Consider the following 16,200-nt stretch of genomic DNA (forward strand, 5'->3'; position numbering starts at 1 on the left):
GATCCAACCCGTCGCCCAGCATGGAACGGGCAGTATTTACACTGGGCAAACAGCCGCCAGACGGCACGGTGAGGGTGCCGAACTTCGATTGACGGCGGGGCGGGGGGACGCCACTATAAGAGCACCCTTCTGGAGGCGGTTTGATGAATATAAGATATTGTTCTGCATTGATTTTCGCGACACTGGTTGCGGCCGGTTGCGATGTCACAGGGCCGAATTCAAGCGAGATGGCAGCAAAGCGCGCGCAGAATGATGCGCTCTGGTCGCAGCGCCAGACGGTAACAGACAGCGGCAAGGCTTATGCTTTTAGTGCGGATACCACGCGCGAGATTGCCCTTATTGCACCTGCTGCGGGCGGGTTTTCCTATACGGCGTCGGATCTGGAGCGGATCTCGACCGCGCAAACCGGGTGTCAGGCGCTGTTCCAGGGCGGGTTTCTCGACCTCCTGGATGGTTACACGCCGGGAACCAATCTGCGTGGAACACAAGAAGGTATGGAGAACTTCAGGCGCTGGCAGATCAATCTCGACTGCTGAGCGTTTCCTCAGTCGTCAGACGCGCGCGCTTGATGTGCCGCCCAGAGGTCGGGGCGGCGCTCTTGGGTGATCGTCTCGCTCATCTCCTGGCGCCAGTCGGCGATCTTGCCATGGTGGCCCGACATCAGAACCTCCGGGATCTGATGTCCTCTCCATTCGGCCGGGCGGGTGTATTGCGGATGCTCCAGCAGGCCGGAAGAGAAGCTCTCCTCCTCCGTTGAGGCGTGATTGCCCAGAACGCCCGGGATCAACCGCACGGTCGCATCAATCAGCGCCTGCGCGGCCAATTCGCCTCCGGTCATCACGAAGTCCCCCAGCGAGACCTCCATGATGCCGTAGTGTTCCAGCACCCGTTCATCCACACCTTCGAAGCGACCACACAGCAGCGTCAGGCCATCGCAGCGGGCGAAGGTCTGCATCATCTTCTGATCCATGCGACGCCCGCGTGGCGAGAGGTAGATCAGCGGCCAGTTGCCACCCTTGGGGGCAGTGGTGCCGGCCATGGCATGGTCTATGGCCTCTCCCAGAACGTCAGCACGCAAGACCATTCCGGCGCCGCCGCCTGCTGGCGTATCATCGACGTTCTTGTGCTTGCCGATACCGAAGGGGCGCAGATCCACAGTCTCCAGCTGCCATAGGCCCTGTTGCAGGGCCTTGCCGGTCAGGCTCTCTCCCAATACGCCCGGAAAGGCCTCGGGGAACAATGTCAGGATCTTTGCTTTCCACACACCTGCCAGGTCCGGCGTGTCGCTCATCAGCTCACGCGGCTTCAGGGTGGCGCCAATAGAGAGGCGCCCGTGGGATTTGGACGGCGTTTGGGTCATGCAGGCGTGCATGCCGCCGATCAGAAGGGTTTGCAATAGTGTTTTTACGCCTACTATGGCCTGAAACCCAGACGTCGGAGGCCGAATGCCCCAAACCTCGCCCGTCCTGTTGCAGGGCCTGAGCCTCGATGCGCTGGCGCGCGATCTGGGTCTGGCGCCCGCGCGTGTGCAGTGGCGGCAGATCAAATCGGTCAAGACGGAGCGCGAGGATCGTCAGGTGCTTCTGCTGGAGCATGACGATGACGCGAAGCTGGTGGTGAAGCAGGAGCCGGGCCTGTCCGCGCGCCGTTTCGACAGCTTGCTCGAAAGCTACGGCACGCTGGGCCGGGCGCTGGGTGATGACGGGGCGTTTCGTATGGTTCCTGTGATCCTGGCACGGCCTGAGGACCGGCTGGTCGTGCTGGCGCATGTGCCCGGCCTCACTGCGCATGCGCGGTTGGAGGCGGCCGAAATCGGGCTGGATCAGCGTGCGGAGGTGATCGAGAGCTGCGCAGCCTGGCTTGGTCAGCTGCATCGGGCCAGCAGCGTCGGAGTGACCGCGTTTGAGGGAGGTGATGTGTTGCACCGGGTGCGAAAGTTTGCCCGTGACGTGCGCGAGGGTGTTCGCCCCGTGGCCTATCCCAAGAGGTTTCTCGGGCTTTGCGCCTTCATGCACAAGGCCGTGCGGGGGGGCGAGGGGGCGCCCAGGCAACAGGCGCTGCGCCACGGAGATGCCCATTCACGCAACTTCATATTCGGGGCAGAGGCGCTGTTTGCCGTCGACCCGACGCCGCGCGGCGCGGGGCCGGTTGCGTTGGACATTGCACGCTACATGACTCGTCTGGCGTATTCCTTTGGCGTAGCAGAAGAGGGCGCGGGGCATGCCGGACTGGCGCGGGCGGACTGGCAGGCGCTGGCGACCGGATATGAGCACCCTTGGGAAGATGATCCGGTACTGACCGTCTTCCTTGGGCTACAGCTCTTGAATGACTGGGTTCAGATGCCAGACGCGCGGGAGCAGCGCACCTCGTCACAACAGCATCGGCTGTCGCGACTGGTGATGATGTTTCAGCTGCTGCGCGAACAGTGTGACTGACCTCAGAACAGACCCTCTGGCGGGTCGGCGATAATGCGTCCCTTGTCGAGGTCGACCGTGGGCACCGCTGCCATGGTAAAGGGCAGCAGCACCGTTGCCGATTGCCCCGGCGCCTGAATTTCCAGCAGGTCGGCCGCGCCGTGGTTCTGAACGGATTTCACACGCCCCAACAGTGTTCCACCGGTGTCATAGACCTCCAGACCCATGAGGTCGGCGTGGTAGAATTCATCATCGGGCAGAGAGGGCAGGCGGCCGCGCGGCGCAAAAAGTTGCACGCCTTTGAGTGCGTCTGCCTCTTCCTTGCTGTCGACGCCCACGATGCGCACGGCAAAACCGTTCTTTACCGTGCGGGCGATGGCCAGCGCATAGCTTGTCTTGCCATCCGCGCTGAGCAGGGGGGAGTAGTCCTCGATTTCTGCGGGGTCGGCGCAAAAGCTCTTCAGCCGCACTTCGCCGCGCACCCCGAAGGAGCCGGAAAGCGCGCCCACACAGATCAGATCGTCATTTGCGTCTGTCATGTCACATCCGGCAGATCATGCCGGTCCCCGTTTCAGTTCGTGTCCAGTCGCCGCCCGTGGCGGCGCAGCGCTCGCGGGCGCCGCTGCGTTCATAAAGGACCCCGGCGCCAAAGGCGACAAGGGTGAAGATCAGCATGCGGATCAGCCCCATGGATGGCTACCGCGTCTCGACCGGCAGCGCGGCAAAGCGCTGTTCCCAGCCTTCCTGCTCCAGTTCCGGCGTGTCCGACAGATGTTCCGGATGGCCGATGCAGAAATAGCCGATCAGGCGCCATCCTGCAGGCACATTCAGGTCGCGGGTCATCTGTTCTGGGTCGAGCACCGACACCCAGCCCAGACCCAGCCCTTCGGCGCGCAGGGCAAGCCAGAACAGGGTGATCGCGGTCACCACAGAGTAGCGGCGCATTTCCGGCATGGTGCGGGCACCAAGCCCGTGGCCCTTGTCGGTTTCGTCATCACAGTAAAAGGCGATCTGCACCGGCGCCTCGCGCATGCCCGAAAGCTTCAGGCGCGCATAGCTGGCGGCACGATCATCGCTATAGTCCGCCAAGGCCTCTGCATTGGCAGCTTCGAAATTCTTCAGAGCTGCCGCGCGGGCGGCCTCGCTCTCGACGCGGATAATGCGCCAGGGTTCACTGAGGCCGACAGAGGGCGCTAGTGAAACGGCAGAGAGGCAGCGCGTCAGCACTGCCTCATCCACCGGATCGGTGCGAAAGCGCCGCACGTCGCGGCGCAGCTTCATCAACAGATCGAGCTCGGCGCGGAACGCCTGCGGGAAACATCCCATCGCATCCTGCGCCGAACCCGTCATGTGATTATTCCGCGTCTGCGGGAGCTTCGGCCGCTTCAGCAGCTTTGGCGGCTTTCTCTTCAGCGCGATCCTGGGCTTTCTTGCCCGGGGTGCCCTTGTTGGGGTTGTTGCGGGTTGCTTTGTCGCGAACGCCGGCAGCTTCCAGCATGCGGGCCACACGGTCGGTGGGCTGTGCGCCCTTGTCGAGCCATGCCTGGATTTTTTCGATGTCCATTTTCACGCGCTCTTCGCTGTCTTTCGGCAGCAGCGGGTTGTAGGTGCCCAGCTTCTCGATGAAGCGGCCGTCGCGCGGCATGCGGCTGTCGGAGGCCACGATGCGATAGAAGGGGCGCTTTTTAGAACCGCCGCGGGCGAGACGAATTTTCATAGCCATGGTGTCATTCTCCTTTGATGGCGTTGAACGAGGTGTCCTGAGATCAGGTCGACCCCCGCTTATTCCTTGTGCTTCTTGTGGTGGCGGATGACCTCATCGATGATGAAGTTCAAGAACGCCTTGGCAAATTCGGGGTCCAGATCGGCCTCTTTCGCCAATTCTTCGAGCCGAGCGATCTGCGTGGCTTCACGCGTGGGATCGGACGGGGGAAGGTCGTGTGTCGCCTTGAGCTGGCCCACCGCCTGGGTGTGCTTGAACCGCTCTCCCAGGGTGTAGACAAGGATCGCGTCAAGGCGGTCGATGCTCTCGCGGTGCCCTTTCAGGAGGGCGGCTGCACGGGCAACGGGATCGGTCGTTGTGTCAGTCAATGGCCCATCCTTTTGGTGTGAACAGCGGGTCGGCGTAATGGCCGATTTCCATCTCGATACCATGCGTCAGCTGGCTGTCGCACAGCGCCGCGGGCGAGGGGTGACGGTAGACTGCATCATTGCCGTCGATGGTCTGCGCGTCGTGATCCTTTTGGGCTCCGAGCCGCTCCGCAAGGCGGATCGAATCGAGGTTCTTGGGGTCGATATAGCTGACCGCGCCATCCCAGCCGCCTTGGGTATAGAGATACTGGCGCGCTGCATGGGTCGCTTCCAGCGCATAGCCCTTGCCAGCCTTTTCCGGCCAGATGATCCAGGCGATCTCGGGTTCGGGCCAACCCGCGGGTTGCCAGCCTCCGGCCATGCCATAGGTCTCGTCCGTGTCCTTGTCGTGGATCATCCACATGCCAAAGCCGCGGATCTGCCAGTGACCGATCTCGGCGGCATAGAGCATCCAGGCCTCGTAGGTGTTGAGCGGCCCGCCCATGAAACGTGCGCGATACGACGTGAAGGTCGCCTTGAAGTTCGGGTAGTCCTCCGCCTCCGGGCCGCGCAGGACCAGGCGTTTGGTTTCGATCACCGGAATGGATGCAGCGTTCATGCGTAGGCCTCCAGTCCGGGGCCGGAGCTGTCCGGCGTGTGGCGATAGACCAGATCCGCCGGATCATAGCTCTGCGCATCGGGGTCCAGCACCGCGCCCATGCGGTCCGCCAGCGCGATGGACCGGCGGTTCTTCTGGTCGATGTAGCTGACCAGCGTCGGCACCTCGAGGATCTCAAACGCGAAATCCCGCATGGCGGAGGCGGCCTCAAAGGCAAAGCCCGCGCCCTCGAACCCTTCGAATGCGATCCAGCCCAGTTCCAGTTCCGGGAAATGCGGTGGTTGGCTGATGCAGATCTGACCGGCCAGCTCGCCGTCCTTGGTTTCGATCGCAAGGCCACCCCAGCCGTAGACCTCCCAGGAGCCGACCTCGGCCATCAGTCCTGTCCAGAGCTGCGAGCGGCTGTCCGGCGCGTCCATATACTTCGACCGGTCACTCTGGAAAAAGCTCCAGAATTTATCCAGATCCCCAGCCTCATGCGGGCGCAGGATCAGGCGGTCGGTTTCTATGATGGGGGCGGCGGTCATCTGTCTTGCCTACTTCTTCTTGCCAAAACCGGACAGGCCGCCGGGCAGGCCCATGCCGCCGCCGAGCCCGCCAAGACCGCCGGGCAATCCGCCCTTGCCACCCATCGCCTTGGCCGCTGCTTCCAGTGCCTTGGGGTCCATCTGGCTGGGGTCCATGCCACCGGGCATACCGCCTTGCATATCCGGCATGCCGCCGCCCTTGCCGAGCATGCCCTTCATGGCCTCTTTCAGCATCTTGCCTTTGCCCATCTTGCCCATCTTCTTCATCATGTCGCCCATCTGGCGGTGCATTTTCAGAAGCTTGTTGAGATCGGAAACCGCCATGCCGGAGCCCGCCGCGATGCGTTTCTTGCGGCTGGCCTGCAGCAGCGCGGGGTTGGCGCGCTCTTTCTTGGTCATCGACTGGATCATGGCGATCTGGCGCGTGATAGCCTTGTCGTCAAAGCCCGAATCCTCGACCTGTTTGGCCATCTTGTTCATGCCGGGCATCATCTGCATCATGCCCTGCATGCCGCCCATCTGCTGCATCTGTTCCAGCTGCATGCGCAGGTCGTTCATGTTGAACTGACCTTTCATCATGCGCTTCATCATGCGCTCGGCCTGTTCGGCCTCGATGGTGTCCTGCGCCTTCTCGACCAGCGCGACGATGTCGCCCATGCCGAGGATACGGCCCGCGATCCGGTCCGGCTCGAAGGTCTCGATGGCGTCCATCTTCTCGCCAAGGCCGACGAAGCGGATCGGCTTGCCGGTCACTGCGCGCATCGAGAGCGCCGCACCGCCGCGACCGTCGCCATCCATCCGGGTCAGCACCACGCCGGAGATGCCGATCTTGCTGTCGAACTCCTCGGCAACCTCGACCGCGACCTGACCGGTCAGGCCATCGACCACCAGCAGGGTCTCGCGCGGGCTGACCACATCGCGGACGTCCTCGACCTCTTTCATCAGGACTTCGTCGATCTGCAGACGGCCTGCGGTATCGAGCATATAGACGTCGTAACCACCCAGCGCGGCCTGCTGTTTGGCACGGCGCGCGATGTCTACAGGGGTCTGGCCTTTGACGATCGGCAGGGTGTCGACGCCGATCTGGGTGCCGAGCACCGCCAGCTGATCCATCGCCGCCGGGCGATAGACGTCGAGCGAAGCAAGGAGGACTTTCTTGCCCTCTTTTTCTTTCAGGCGCTTGGCGAGTTTACCGGTGGTTGTGGTTTTGCCGGAGCCTTGCAGACCGACCATCAGGATCGGCGCAGGAGGGCTGTCGATCTTCAAGGCGCCGGGATCGTCTTCGCCGCGCAGGGTGTCGACCAGCGCGTCATGCACGATCTTGACCACCTGCTGGCCGGGGGTGACGGATTTGGTGACTGCCTGACCGGTGGCCTGGTCCTGTACCTTCTTGACGAAGTCGCGGGCCACGGGCAGCGAGACATCCGCCTCCAGCAGCGCCACGCGCACTTCGCGCAGGGCGGTCTTGACGTCGTCTTCGGACAGCGCACCCTGTTTGGTCAGCCGGTCAAAGACGCCAGACAGGCGTTCGGATAGATTTTCAAACATGCCTTCGGCCTCCATTGCCGGTTACGAGATGTGCCCCTGATGTAAGGAGCGGTGGACCTTTACACAATCGTCCCCACCTTCGGCTGCGGTGCGGGGCCAATTCAAACAGTTTGCCCGCGCCGTGTCAGCACGATGCGAGCAAACCAAAACAGATTTGCCCCCACGGGCGCAACGCGCTGGTGGAGGGCGATCCCCGACACGCGCCGAGGACCGGAAGACACAGTGCTCCCGGGGTTGAGGCAGGGCCTACCGCTGGGGCGCAGGAGAGTCAAGGCAAAGCAGACAAGAGTGGCGGATGCAGGCAAGGATGCCGTAGGCGAGAAGCGACCGGACGTTGCGGATTTGACGCAAGTGCGGTGCGGTGCGTCGATTAATGGCGCAGTTGCCCGAGACGGATGCGCAAAACTGCGTTGAAAGGCGCAGGTTCGATCTGCAGACTGCGCCCGATTCAATTCCGGTTCAAGTGGGGCTATATCATGGACGCGTCATCCCTTTATCAGGACAGCTTGCCGCTCTCCTCCGACATGTTGCTGGCGCAACTGGACAGCTGGGGGATCTCCTATGTCCTGCATGAGCATGTGCCGCTGCGCACCGTCGAGGAGTCGAAGGCGGTTGAGGATGACCTCATGGTGCCGGGGGAGCATGCGCTGCGCCTGAAGAACCTCTATCTGCGTGATCGCAAGAAACGGAACTATCTGATATCGTTGCAGCAGGACCGCGAGATCGACCTCAAGGTGCTTGGCGCTGAGCTTGGTGTGGGCGGGTTGTCTTTTGGCTCGGCCGATCGGCTGATGCAGTTTCTCGGCATCCGTCCCGGCGCGGTCAGCCCGCTGGCGATGATCAATGGTGCGGAGCAGGGGGTACGCTTCTTCATGGATGCACAGGCACGGGATGCGGAGGTGATCTATATGCATCCGCTGGTCAATGATCGCACCGTGGCGATGCCGCGCGCGGACATGATGACCTTTCTCAAAAAGATCAACGTCACTCCCGACTGGATCTAGACTGGATCTAAAGGGTATCGGGACCCGGTCTGACGGTGTGGCACCCCAGCCTTGTGGCGCGCGATACAGCTGAAACCAGGTCGAGGGATTGCGCTCCGCCTTGCGGATCGCCGGGGGCAGGCCGCGCCTTCGGCGCGGCCTGCCGGGCCCAACGGGTCTTGGGCAGCCTGTGGCTGACCGATGACCGGGCGGGAGAGCCCCCGCCCGTCCCGAATGGAACGGAGCGGTCTCTGGACACCGATCAGGTCAAACGTCAGGCCGCCAGTTGAGCGATGGCGTCCTTTGCCTTTTGAACGGAGCCTTCTGCGTCCAGCGCCTGCTGGTCGGCCGCCACGAGTTCGATGTCGGTGATGCCGATGAACCCCAACATGTGCTGCAGGTAGCGGCTCGCGTAGTCGATGTCCGACCCTGCCTCAGTGCCACCGGAAGCGATCACGACGATGGCGCGCTTGCCTTTTAGCAGTCCTTCGGGGCCGGCCTCGGTGTATTGGAAGGTCTTGCCCACACGTGCGACCAGATCAATCCAGGCCTTTAGCGTGGTGGGCACGGTGAAATTGTAGACCGGCGCGCCAATCACCACGGTGTCAACGCGCTCCAGTTCGGCGACCAACGCGTCAGACAGCGCCAGCGTCGCCTTCTGATCGTCGGATCGCTGGTCTGCGGGTGTGAAGTTTGCACCGATCCAGGCCTCATCCAGCAGGGGCAGCGGCGTGGCCAGGTCGCGACGGATCACCTCTTTTGCGCCGAGACGCTCGACGACCTGAGCTGTCAGGTCGCGGGAAACGGAGCCGGAAAGGCGGGCGGAGCTGTCGATATGAAGAACGGTCTGGGTCATTGTCTTTGAGTCCTCGTGGGGGGCGATGTCAATCTACTGAACCGGAGAATGGGTATTTACAAATGCGAACACAATTTGAGATATTCAACATGATCTGTGCGTATTTGCGCAGGCTGTCAGAGGCATGTTTCTGAACTGGGGAGCAGGTTGGAAAATTGGGATGAAGTGCGCACCGCCTATCAGGTTGCGCGGCTGGGAACCGTGAGTGGCGCGGCCGAGGTTCTGGGGGTGCATCATGCGACGGTGATCCGTCATATCGATGCGATCGAGACGCGGCTGGGGGTGAAACTGTTTCAGCGCCATGCGCGTGGTTACACGCCGACCGAAGCGGGGTTGGATCTGTTGCGGGTGGCGCAGACCACCGATGACCAGTTCAGCCAGTTGGTCGGACGCCTGAAAGGGCAGGGTGACGAGGTTTCGGGGGAATTGGTGGTGACCTCCCTGTCGTCGATGGCGCCGATGCTGGCCCCGGCGCTGACGGAATTCCAACAAATGCATCCGGATCTGGTGATCCGCTACCTGACCGGCGACCGCTTGTTCCGTCTGGAGTATGGCGAGGCCCATGTGGCCTTGCGCGCTGGTGCCGCGCCGGAGCAGCCAGACAATGTGGTGCAGCCCTTTGTCGGTCAGCGCCTCGCGCTCTATGCCTCACGCGACTACGTGGAGCGCCACGGCATGTTGCAGGGGCAGGATGACATGGTGAACCACCGCTTTGTCGCCAGTGACAATGAAAACACCCGCGCGCCGTTTGAACGCTGGCTGCGCGCCACCATTCCGGCCGAGAACATCGTGTTCCGCTGCTCCGACGCTGTGGCGGGGCATAAGGCGATCCGCGCCGGGGCGGGCATCGGGTTCATCTCGCTGTGGGAAGCGGCGAACAGCCCCGACCTGGTGATGATGATGGATCCGCGCGATGACTGGTCGGGCAAGATCTGGCTGGTGACCCATGTGGATCTGCACCGCACCAACAAGGTGCAGAGCTTCGTGCGCTTCTTGAAGGAACACGCCAAGGGCTGGCCGCAGTAATGAGCATGAACAGCAACTCGCTGCCCGAACGCCCCGCGTTGAGCGACGGGCACAAGGGCCATCTAGCGATGCTTGCCTTCTCGGCGCTGGTGGCGGGGTCCTTCTCGCTGGGGTCAATGGTGGCGAATGAAATCACTCCGGCAGCAATCAACGCAGTTCGGTTTGTACTGGCAGGCGCGCTGATCGGTGCGGCTGCAGCGTTGGGGCCGGGGTTGCGACGTGCGCATTTTGCGGCGCCCTGGCGCTATTTGCTGCTGGGTGGGGTGTTCGCGATCTACTTCGTGCTGATGTTCTACGGGCTGAAGACCGCAGCACCGGTCAGCGCGGCGGCGGTTTTCACCCTCACACCCGCGATGAGCGGCGTCTTTGGCTGGCTGTTGCTGCGGCAGGTCACCACGCCACGGATGGCCCTGGCATTGACCATTGGTGGGGCAGGGGCGCTCTGGGTGATCTTTCGCGCGGATCTGTCCGCCCTCATGGCATTTGAGATCGGCCAGGGAGAGATGGTCTATTTCTGGGGCTGTATGGCGCACGCGCTATACACGCCGCTGGTACGCAAGCTGAACCGGTGCGAACCGGCGCTGGTCTTCACTTTTGGCATGCTGGTGGCGGGCGCATTGGTGCTGATCATCTTTGGCTGGCGCGACCTGCGGGCCACGGATTGGGCTGGGCTGAAACCCATCGTCTGGATCGGTCTCTTCTACCTGTCGTTCTGCGCCTCGGCGCTGACGTTTGTGCTACTGCAGTTCTCCACTCTGCGGCTGCCCTCGGCCAAGGTCATGGCCTATACATATTTGGTGCCCACATGGGTGATCCTGTGGGAAATGGCGCTGGGCAAGGGCTGGCCCTCGGGGTTCATCCTCGTGGGCATCGCGCTGACCATGGTGGCGCTCTGGCTGTTGCTCAAGGATGAGGGACGACACTAGGCGTCATTGCGCGCCGTAGCTGCTCGCAGGTCCTGCAGGGGGTCAGGCCTCGTCGGACTGCGGCGGTGCCAGCTCGGTCTCCAGAAACCGTTCAAAGGCATCAAGGTTCACCGGCTCGAACTGACCAAACCCCTGCATCCATACGGAGGCGTTGCGCAGGGCGTCGGGCTGCAGCTTGCACCATTTCACCCGCCCGCGTTTCTCCTGCGCGATCAGACCGGCGCGGGTGAGGATGGTGAGATGCTTGGAAATCGCTGCCAGCGACATCTCGAACGGTTCCGCCACATCGGTGACGGCCATGTCGTCTTCCAGTAGCATCGACAGGATCGCCCGCCGGGTCGGATCTGCGAGGGCCGCAAAGACTGTATCAAGGGTGTCGCTCATGCAGATACCTCCTAAAGTGCAGGATGCGGGTCGACAATCCCGAAGCGTGCGCGCAGAACTCTCGCACAGAAACACAGGGAGACCACCATGGCGCTGCGCGATTGGGCGATTATTGTCATTCTCGGCATCGGCTGGGGCATGTCCTTCATGTTCAACGCCGTGCTTCTGCGTGAATTGGATCCGCTGTGGATCTCGACCGGGCGGGTTGGCCTCGGGGCGCTGGGGTGCTGGATCTTCCTTCTGGCGCGTGGTCGTCGCTGGCGCATCCCGATGTCGCGGGCGCTGGCGCTCGCGGGGTTTGGCGCACTGAGCTATGCGATCCCGTTCTCATTCTATGCCATCGGACAGCAGCATATCGCCAGCGGCGTTGCCGGTATTGTCAATGCGAGCACGCCGGCGCTGGCGGTCGTTGTGACCCATTTCTGGCCGGGCGGCGAGCGCGCCAGCTGGCGCAAGAGCCTCGGCGTTGGGGCGGGGCTTGCCGGGATCGTGATCCTGTCGCTCCCCATCCTGCAAAGCGGTGAGCCATCGGCCATCTGGGCGGTTCTGGTGACGCTGGGTGCACCGCTGTGCTATGCCTTTTCTGTCAATGTCGCCCGCCAGTTTCGCGACATGGAAGCAGTGGTGCTGGTTGCCTGGGCCCTGTCCGGGGCGACAGTCTTCATTCTGCCGCTTGCGATCTGGAGCGAAGGCCTGCCAGGTGCCCTCAGCGCTCAGGCATGGGGCGCGCTGGCCATCATCGGATTTGCGCTTACCTCTGCGGCCTTTATCGCGATGTACTGGGTGCTGCCGCGCGTGGGGCCAACCAACATCACGCTGCCGACGTTGATCGCTCCGACCTCCGCGTTGACGCTGGGGGTCCTGGTGTTGGGAGAGCCGCTGGCGCTCAGCCATCTGATGGGGCTGGCGGCGATCCTCTTCGGGCTGCTTCTGATCGACGGGCGATTGTTCCGGCGCCGTCCGGTGCCCGCCTGATCTCAAGATCAACCGTTTGGTTGAATATGGCGTTCTGCGCCATTTGACGCCAAACGACTGTCTCTGAGGCGATGCGGGTCTGGGCGGGATTTGTATAAGAGATTGATTATTAATAGAAATATATGGAGAATGTGACGCGCATTGTGCAATTGACTCTGAGCGGGGGACCGCTTAGCAACACATCAGATTTCGCGTGAGGAACCGTCTGTTGATTGACGATGACCAAAAGCAGCGCATGGCGCAGCTGGAGGCAAAACTGGCCGCTGCCAAACAGGCGCATGAAGAGCCAGAGCCCCGTGCGGATGAACACTATTCCATGGCCAATCAGGCCTGGCGGATGGTGACGGAATTGGTGGCCGGTCTCGTGATCGGCCTCGGCATCGGATACGGGTTGGACGTTCTGTTTGGAACCATGCCCCTCTTCATGGTGCTGTTTATAATGTTGGGTCTGGCCGCCGGGGTGAAGGTAATGCTCCGCAGCGCACGCGAGATCCAGGACAAGCAAATGGCCGAGGCGGAGAAACACGCCGACGCTGATAAAGACGTATGAATGTCGGGCGCCAGTCCGGCGACAGGAGAAGCGGAACGATGGGCAAACTGTTCTTTTACGTAGCTTTGGCTCTGGTGCTCGTATCGGGTGTGTTGTTTGCACCTGAAACCGCGGGCCTGGCCATCCACCCGATGGATCAGTTCACCGTGACGCCGCTGTTTGGCGGCGACCACATCGCGTGGTACACGCCGACCAACGTGACCCTGTGGATGTTCTTCGCCGTGGTTGCAGTCTTCGCACTGCTGGTGTTCGGCTCTGCCAACCGTGGCATCGTGCCGTCGCGCGCTCAATCGGTTGCTGAACTGGCTTACGGCTTCATCTACAAGATGGTCGAAGATGTCGCCGGCAAGGACGCGGTGAAGTTCTTCCCCTACATCATCACATTGTTCATGTTCATCGTGACCGCCAACTTCCTTGGCCTGATCCCGATGTCCTTTACCACAACGTCGCATTTCGCCGTCACCGGCCTGCTGGCGGTCGTGGTCTTCGTAGCGATCACCATCACCGGCTTCGTGCTGCATGGTGTCAAGTTTCTCGGCCTGTTCTGGGTCAGCTCCGCTCCGCTGGCGCTGCGTCCGGTCCTCGCCCTGATCGAAGTGATTTCCTACTTCGTGCGCCCCGTCAGCCTCTGCATTCGTCTTGCAGGCAACGTGATGGCGGGACACGCGGTTCTGAAGGTGTTCGCAGGATTTGCCGGCGCGTTGGGCGCGGCCTCCTTCCTGCCGATCTTTGCCATCACCGCGTTCTACGCACTCGAGGTTCTCGTGGCCTTCATCCAGGCCTACGTGTTCACCATTCTGACCTGTGTCTATCTGAAAGACGCGCTGCACCCGTCCCACTAAGGGGCCGCGTGCTGGTCTGAACTACTACCGCAACTTCCAATCGTAAGGAGATACTATCATGGAAGGCGATCTCGCATACATCGGCGCTGGCCTGGCTGGCATGGGTACTGGCATTGCAGCTCTGGGTGTTGGCAACGTTGCAGCCAACTTCCTGGCAGGCGCACTGCGCAACCCCTCCGCAGCTGCTTCGCAGACTGCTACTCTCTTCATCGGCATCGCATTTGCAGAAGCTCTGGGCATCTTCTCGTTCCTGGTTGCTCTGCTGCTGATGTTCGCCGTCTAAGACTCCGGAACACTTTTTCCTTACGGCCGGGCGGAGTGCCAACCGCGCCCCGCCCGGTGTAACGGCAAGTTCCATAGGAGGACGACATGGCAACTACTACGCATGACGCAGGTCATGGAGCTGCCGACGCGGCGCACGGGTCTTCCGGCATGCCGCAGCTGGACTTCTCGACCTACGGAAACCAGATCTTCTGGCTTCTGGTCACGCTTGTCGTGATCTATCTGATCCTGTCGCGCGTCGCGCTGCCTCGCATTGCAGGCATCCTGAACGAACGTCAGGGCACCATAACCAACGACCTCGCCGCGGCTGAAGATCTCAAAGCCAAGGCAGTTGAGGCCGAAAACGCTTATAACAAGGCTCTGGCTGACGCCCGCTCCGAGGCACAGCGCATCGTCGCTGAAACTCGTGCGGAAATTCAGGTCGGAGTCGACGAGGCGATCGCCAAGGCCGACGCGGAAATTGCTGCCAAGGCAGAAGAATCCGAGAAGGCCATTGCCGAGATCCGCGCAACTGCGTTGGATAACGTCAAGATCGTTGCGTCCGACACCGCCTCTGCGCTGGTTGCAGCACTGGGTGGCAAGGACGATACCGACACAATCGCGGCTGCAGTCGCCAAACGGACGGAGGTCTAAGATCATGCGCGCAACTCTCGCACTCGCTCTGACCCTCGCGTCCGCGTCCCCCGCGTTTGCGGCGGGTGGTGGCTGGAACCTCGGCAACACCGATTTTGTTGTCGTACTCGCCTTCCTGCTGTTCATTGGCATTCTGCTCGCTGCCAATGTGCCGTCCTTGATTGGCAAGCAGCTCGACGGACGTGCGGACAGCATCAAGTCGGAACTGGAAGAAGCCCGCGCCCTGCGTGAAGAGGCCCAGACCCTTCTGGCGTCCTATGAACGCAAGCAGCAGGATGTTCAGGCTCAGGCTGACCGCATCGTGTCCAACGCCCGTGACGAAGCCGCAGCAGCGGCCGAGCAGGCGAAAGCGGATCTTGCCGCTTCCATCGCGAACCGCATGGCCGCTGCCGAAGAGCAGATCGTGTCTGCCCAGGCCTCCGCGGTGAAGGAAGTGCGTGATCGCGCCATCACCATTGCTGTCGAGGTTGCCGATCAGGTGATCGCAAAGCAGATGACGGCGGCGGAAGCCAACAAGCTGATCGACGCAGCCATTCAGGACGTGAACGCAAAGCTGCACTAAGCAGGTTTTGTGTTAGATCCGATAAGAGCCCCGGTGGAAACGCCGGGGCTTTTTGCATTCGCGAATTTACGGGTTTTGTGAAGTTTTTATGATCGACGGCTTTGCGACATGACTCTGACGTCCCGCCGTGCCACATGGTTTTTCAAGTCATGCTGCATCCAGGGCACAAATGTTCGACTCGCTTCCAAAGCCTCAGCACGATGTGCGTCAGACCGCGGGAGAGGGTCCTGCAGGTGATTCCGGACCGGCGCTGATGTCGCTGCAGGGATTTTCAGCCTCAATCAACGGTCAGCTTTTGTTGCGGGATCTTAGTTTTGATCTCCACCAGGGCGAGGTCTTGGGTCTGATTGGTCGGGCGGGCGCCGGAAAGACAGCCCTGTTGCGCGCCATGTGTCGTCTGCTGGATGAGCATCGCGGCCTTGGGATCACTGGTCACATCCTGCTGGATGGTGCTGATATCTATCATAACGCTTGCGATCTGCCGACGCTGCGTCGGCAGCTGGCGTTCATTTCGCAGCAGGCCAACCCCTTCCCAATGTCGATCTGGGACAACATCGCCTATGGCGTGCGTCTGAACCGGATCGCCAGCACGCCTTCGCAGGTCGCCGAAGTGGTGGAAACCGTGCTGCGCCGCTGCCTGTTGTGGGACGACGTCAAGGATCTGCTGCACAAGATGCCCGCCACCAAATTGCCCATTCAACGCCAGCGGTTGCTGTGCATTGCCCGCAGCCTCGCCATCCGACCGAAGGTATTGCTGCTGGACCGGCCCACTGGTTCGATCGACCGGATGGAGCTGGCTCTGCTGAACCGTCTGATCGTGGATCTGAAGCAGGATCACACCGTGGTTCTGGTCACCGCATCCCTCACCGAGACCGCGCATGTTGCGGATCGGGTGGCCTATCTCGAAGAGGGGCGACTGGTTGAAATCGACAGTGCGGAGATGATCTTTACTGCCGCACTCAATCAAAGAACCCGAGATTTCATCAACAGCACCGCCATGTGA

At 61.7% G+C, this 16,200-nt stretch carries 23 protein-coding genes; 12 read left to right on the plus strand and 11 right to left on the minus strand.

Annotated elements, in window-relative coordinates:
- Window positions 1-227 precede the first annotated feature (227 nt).
- Window positions 228-536 (plus strand): hypothetical protein, encoded by a 309-nt coding sequence (locus tag CLV89_RS13685; RefSeq protein ID WP_243395012.1) that lies wholly within the window; start codon window positions 228-230, stop codon window positions 534-536.
- An 8-nt stretch (window positions 537-544) separates the two neighbouring features.
- Here CLV89_RS13685 and trmD read toward each other — a convergent pair whose 3' ends face one another.
- Window positions 545-1,360 carry a tRNA (guanosine(37)-N1)-methyltransferase TrmD gene (gene trmD / locus CLV89_RS13690; RefSeq protein WP_106164303.1) on the minus strand — a complete coding sequence of 272 codons (816 nt, stop codon included), beginning with the start codon at window positions 1,358-1,360 and terminating at the stop codon, window positions 545-547.
- A gap of 85 nt (window positions 1,361-1,445) precedes the next feature.
- Here trmD and CLV89_RS13695 point away from each other — a divergent pair, with 85 nt between their 5' ends.
- Entirely contained in the window at window positions 1,446-2,435 is a 990-nt protein-coding gene (locus CLV89_RS13695) for a phosphotransferase (protein ID WP_106164221.1), read from the plus strand.
- Between the two features lie 2 nt (window positions 2,436-2,437).
- Here CLV89_RS13695 and rimM read toward each other — a convergent pair whose 3' ends face one another.
- From rimM to ffh, 8 genes are read right to left on the minus strand one after another with little or no spacing between them, the layout of a single operon-like run.
- Window positions 2,438-2,953, minus strand: coding sequence for a ribosome maturation factor RimM (rimM, locus tag CLV89_RS13700; protein ID WP_106164222.1), 516 nt, complete (start codon window positions 2,951-2,953; stop codon window positions 2,438-2,440).
- Between the two features lies 1 nt (window position 2,954).
- Window positions 2,955-3,089, minus strand: coding sequence for a hypothetical protein (locus CLV89_RS23155; protein ID WP_279327912.1), 135 nt, complete (start codon window positions 3,087-3,089; stop codon window positions 2,955-2,957).
- A gap of 21 nt (window positions 3,090-3,110) precedes the next feature.
- Window positions 3,111-3,764 (minus strand): 5,6-dimethylbenzimidazole synthase, encoded by a 654-nt coding sequence (gene bluB / locus CLV89_RS13705; protein WP_106164223.1) that lies wholly within the window; start codon window positions 3,762-3,764, stop codon window positions 3,111-3,113.
- Window positions 3,765-3,768: 4 nt separating this feature from the next.
- Window positions 3,769-4,137 (minus strand): 30S ribosomal protein S16, encoded by a 369-nt coding sequence (gene rpsP, locus CLV89_RS13710; RefSeq protein ID WP_106164224.1) that lies wholly within the window; start codon window positions 4,135-4,137, stop codon window positions 3,769-3,771.
- 59 nt (window positions 4,138-4,196) lie between these two features.
- On the minus strand, window positions 4,197-4,505 hold the full coding sequence (locus CLV89_RS13715; RefSeq protein WP_106164225.1) for a chorismate mutase: 309 nt from the start codon (window positions 4,503-4,505) through the stop codon (window positions 4,197-4,199).
- Window positions 4,498-5,103 carry a GNAT family N-acetyltransferase gene (locus CLV89_RS13720; protein ID WP_106164226.1) on the minus strand — a complete coding sequence of 202 codons (606 nt, stop codon included), beginning with the start codon at window positions 5,101-5,103 and terminating at the stop codon, window positions 4,498-4,500. The genes CLV89_RS13715 and CLV89_RS13720 overlap by 8 nt, the downstream gene beginning before the upstream one ends.
- A complete protein-coding gene (locus CLV89_RS13725; RefSeq protein WP_106164227.1) occupies window positions 5,100-5,630 on the minus strand; it encodes a GNAT family N-acetyltransferase in 531 nt (176 codons plus the stop codon). The genes CLV89_RS13720 and CLV89_RS13725 overlap by 4 nt, the downstream gene beginning before the upstream one ends.
- 9 nt (window positions 5,631-5,639) lie before the next feature.
- The gene (gene ffh / locus CLV89_RS13730) at window positions 5,640-7,178 is read right to left on the minus strand and encodes a signal recognition particle protein (protein WP_106164304.1); all 1,539 of its coding nucleotides are present in this window, start codon (window positions 7,176-7,178) and stop codon (window positions 5,640-5,642) included.
- 476 nt (window positions 7,179-7,654) lie between these two features.
- Between ffh and CLV89_RS13735 the strand changes: the two genes are divergently transcribed.
- Window positions 7,655-8,182, plus strand: a complete 528-nt coding sequence (locus tag CLV89_RS13735; protein ID WP_106164305.1) for a prolyl-tRNA synthetase associated domain-containing protein — start codon at window positions 7,655-7,657, stop codon at window positions 8,180-8,182.
- Between the two features lie 253 nt (window positions 8,183-8,435).
- On the opposite strand, the gene CLV89_RS13740 is transcribed toward CLV89_RS13735, so the two are convergent.
- Window positions 8,436-9,017, minus strand: coding sequence for an FMN-dependent NADH-azoreductase (locus CLV89_RS13740; protein ID WP_106164228.1), 582 nt, complete (start codon window positions 9,015-9,017; stop codon window positions 8,436-8,438).
- Window positions 9,018-9,164: 147 nt separating this feature from the next.
- Between CLV89_RS13740 and CLV89_RS13745 the strand changes: the two genes are divergently transcribed.
- Window positions 9,165-10,043: a LysR family transcriptional regulator gene (locus CLV89_RS13745; protein ID WP_106164229.1), complete on the plus strand. Its 879-nt coding sequence runs from the start codon at window positions 9,165-9,167 to the stop codon at window positions 10,041-10,043.
- Window positions 10,043-10,969, plus strand: coding sequence for a DMT family transporter (locus tag CLV89_RS13750; RefSeq protein ID WP_243395013.1), 927 nt, complete (start codon window positions 10,043-10,045; stop codon window positions 10,967-10,969). Before CLV89_RS13745 ends, CLV89_RS13750 begins: the two co-directional genes overlap by 1 nt.
- A gap of 42 nt (window positions 10,970-11,011) precedes the next feature.
- Here the strand turns inward: CLV89_RS13750 and CLV89_RS13755 are convergent, their stop codons facing one another.
- Entirely contained in the window at window positions 11,012-11,353 is a 342-nt protein-coding gene (locus CLV89_RS13755) for an ArsR/SmtB family transcription factor (RefSeq protein WP_106164230.1), read from the minus strand.
- 87 nt (window positions 11,354-11,440) lie between these two features.
- Between CLV89_RS13755 and CLV89_RS13760 the strand changes: the two genes are divergently transcribed.
- From CLV89_RS13760 to CLV89_RS13790, 7 genes are all read left to right on the plus strand, one after another.
- Window positions 11,441-12,328, plus strand: coding sequence for a DMT family transporter (locus CLV89_RS13760; RefSeq protein ID WP_106164231.1), 888 nt, complete (start codon window positions 11,441-11,443; stop codon window positions 12,326-12,328).
- 208 nt (window positions 12,329-12,536) lie between these two features.
- Window positions 12,537-12,878, plus strand: a complete 342-nt coding sequence (locus CLV89_RS13765; protein WP_106164232.1) for an AtpZ/AtpI family protein — start codon at window positions 12,537-12,539, stop codon at window positions 12,876-12,878.
- A gap of 38 nt (window positions 12,879-12,916) precedes the next feature.
- Window positions 12,917-13,720, plus strand: a complete 804-nt coding sequence (locus CLV89_RS13770; RefSeq protein WP_106164233.1) for a F0F1 ATP synthase subunit A — start codon at window positions 12,917-12,919, stop codon at window positions 13,718-13,720.
- Between the two features lie 58 nt (window positions 13,721-13,778).
- Entirely contained in the window at window positions 13,779-14,003 is a 225-nt protein-coding gene (locus CLV89_RS13775) for a F0F1 ATP synthase subunit C (protein WP_005636439.1), read from the plus strand.
- An 86-nt stretch (window positions 14,004-14,089) separates the two neighbouring features.
- On the plus strand, window positions 14,090-14,635 hold the full coding sequence (locus tag CLV89_RS13780; RefSeq protein ID WP_106164234.1) for a F0F1 ATP synthase subunit B': 546 nt from the start codon (window positions 14,090-14,092) through the stop codon (window positions 14,633-14,635).
- 4 nt (window positions 14,636-14,639) lie between these two features.
- Entirely contained in the window at window positions 14,640-15,197 is a 558-nt protein-coding gene (locus CLV89_RS13785) for a F0F1 ATP synthase subunit B (RefSeq protein WP_106164235.1), read from the plus strand.
- Between the two features lie 253 nt (window positions 15,198-15,450).
- Window positions 15,451-16,200 carry a phosphate ABC transporter ATP-binding protein gene (locus tag CLV89_RS13790; protein WP_243395014.1) on the plus strand — a complete coding sequence of 250 codons (750 nt, stop codon included), beginning with the start codon at window positions 15,451-15,453 and terminating at the stop codon, window positions 16,198-16,200.

Source organism: Tritonibacter scottomollicae (genome assembly GCF_003003215.1).
Classification (GTDB): domain Bacteria; phylum Pseudomonadota; class Alphaproteobacteria; order Rhodobacterales; family Rhodobacteraceae; genus Epibacterium; species Epibacterium scottomollicae.

Coding starts and splice junctions, on each gene's coding strand:
- CLV89_RS13770 (WP_106164233.1), top strand. CDS start 12,917: ATGGGCAAACTGTTCTTTTACGTAGCTTTGGCTCTGGTGCTCGTATCG.
- rpsP (WP_106164224.1), bottom strand. CDS start 4,137: ATGGCTATGAAAATTCGTCTCGCCCGCGGCGGTTCTAAAAAGCGCCCC.
- CLV89_RS13790 (WP_243395014.1), top strand. CDS start 15,451: ATGTCGCTGCAGGGATTTTCAGCCTCAATCAACGGTCAGCTTTTGTTG.
- CLV89_RS13725 (WP_106164227.1), bottom strand. CDS start 5,630: ATGACCGCCGCCCCCATCATAGAAACCGACCGCCTGATCCTGCGCCCG.
- rimM (WP_106164222.1), bottom strand. CDS start 2,953: ATGACAGACGCAAATGACGATCTGATCTGTGTGGGCGCGCTTTCCGGC.
- CLV89_RS13760 (WP_106164231.1), top strand. CDS start 11,441: ATGGCGCTGCGCGATTGGGCGATTATTGTCATTCTCGGCATCGGCTGG.
- CLV89_RS13735 (WP_106164305.1), top strand. CDS start 7,655: ATGGACGCGTCATCCCTTTATCAGGACAGCTTGCCGCTCTCCTCCGAC.
- ffh (WP_106164304.1), bottom strand. CDS start 7,178: ATGTTTGAAAATCTATCCGAACGCCTGTCTGGCGTCTTTGACCGGCTG.
- CLV89_RS13785 (WP_106164235.1), top strand. CDS start 14,640: ATGCGCGCAACTCTCGCACTCGCTCTGACCCTCGCGTCCGCGTCCCCC.
- CLV89_RS13775 (WP_005636439.1), top strand. CDS start 13,779: ATGGAAGGCGATCTCGCATACATCGGCGCTGGCCTGGCTGGCATGGGT.
- CLV89_RS13695 (WP_106164221.1), top strand. CDS start 1,446: ATGCCCCAAACCTCGCCCGTCCTGTTGCAGGGCCTGAGCCTCGATGCG.
- CLV89_RS13755 (WP_106164230.1), bottom strand. CDS start 11,353: ATGAGCGACACCCTTGATACAGTCTTTGCGGCCCTCGCAGATCCGACC.
- CLV89_RS13750 (WP_243395013.1), top strand. CDS start 10,043: ATGAGCATGAACAGCAACTCGCTGCCCGAACGCCCCGCGTTGAGCGAC.
- CLV89_RS13685 (WP_243395012.1), top strand. CDS start 228: ATGGCAGCAAAGCGCGCGCAGAATGATGCGCTCTGGTCGCAGCGCCAG.
- CLV89_RS13740 (WP_106164228.1), bottom strand. CDS start 9,017: ATGACCCAGACCGTTCTTCATATCGACAGCTCCGCCCGCCTTTCCGGC.
- bluB (WP_106164223.1), bottom strand. CDS start 3,764: ATGACGGGTTCGGCGCAGGATGCGATGGGATGTTTCCCGCAGGCGTTC.
- trmD (WP_106164303.1), bottom strand. CDS start 1,360: ATGACCCAAACGCCGTCCAAATCCCACGGGCGCCTCTCTATTGGCGCC.
- CLV89_RS23155 (WP_279327912.1), bottom strand. CDS start 3,089: ATGCTGATCTTCACCCTTGTCGCCTTTGGCGCCGGGGTCCTTTATGAA.
- CLV89_RS13780 (WP_106164234.1), top strand. CDS start 14,090: ATGGCAACTACTACGCATGACGCAGGTCATGGAGCTGCCGACGCGGCG.
- CLV89_RS13720 (WP_106164226.1), bottom strand. CDS start 5,103: ATGAACGCTGCATCCATTCCGGTGATCGAAACCAAACGCCTGGTCCTG.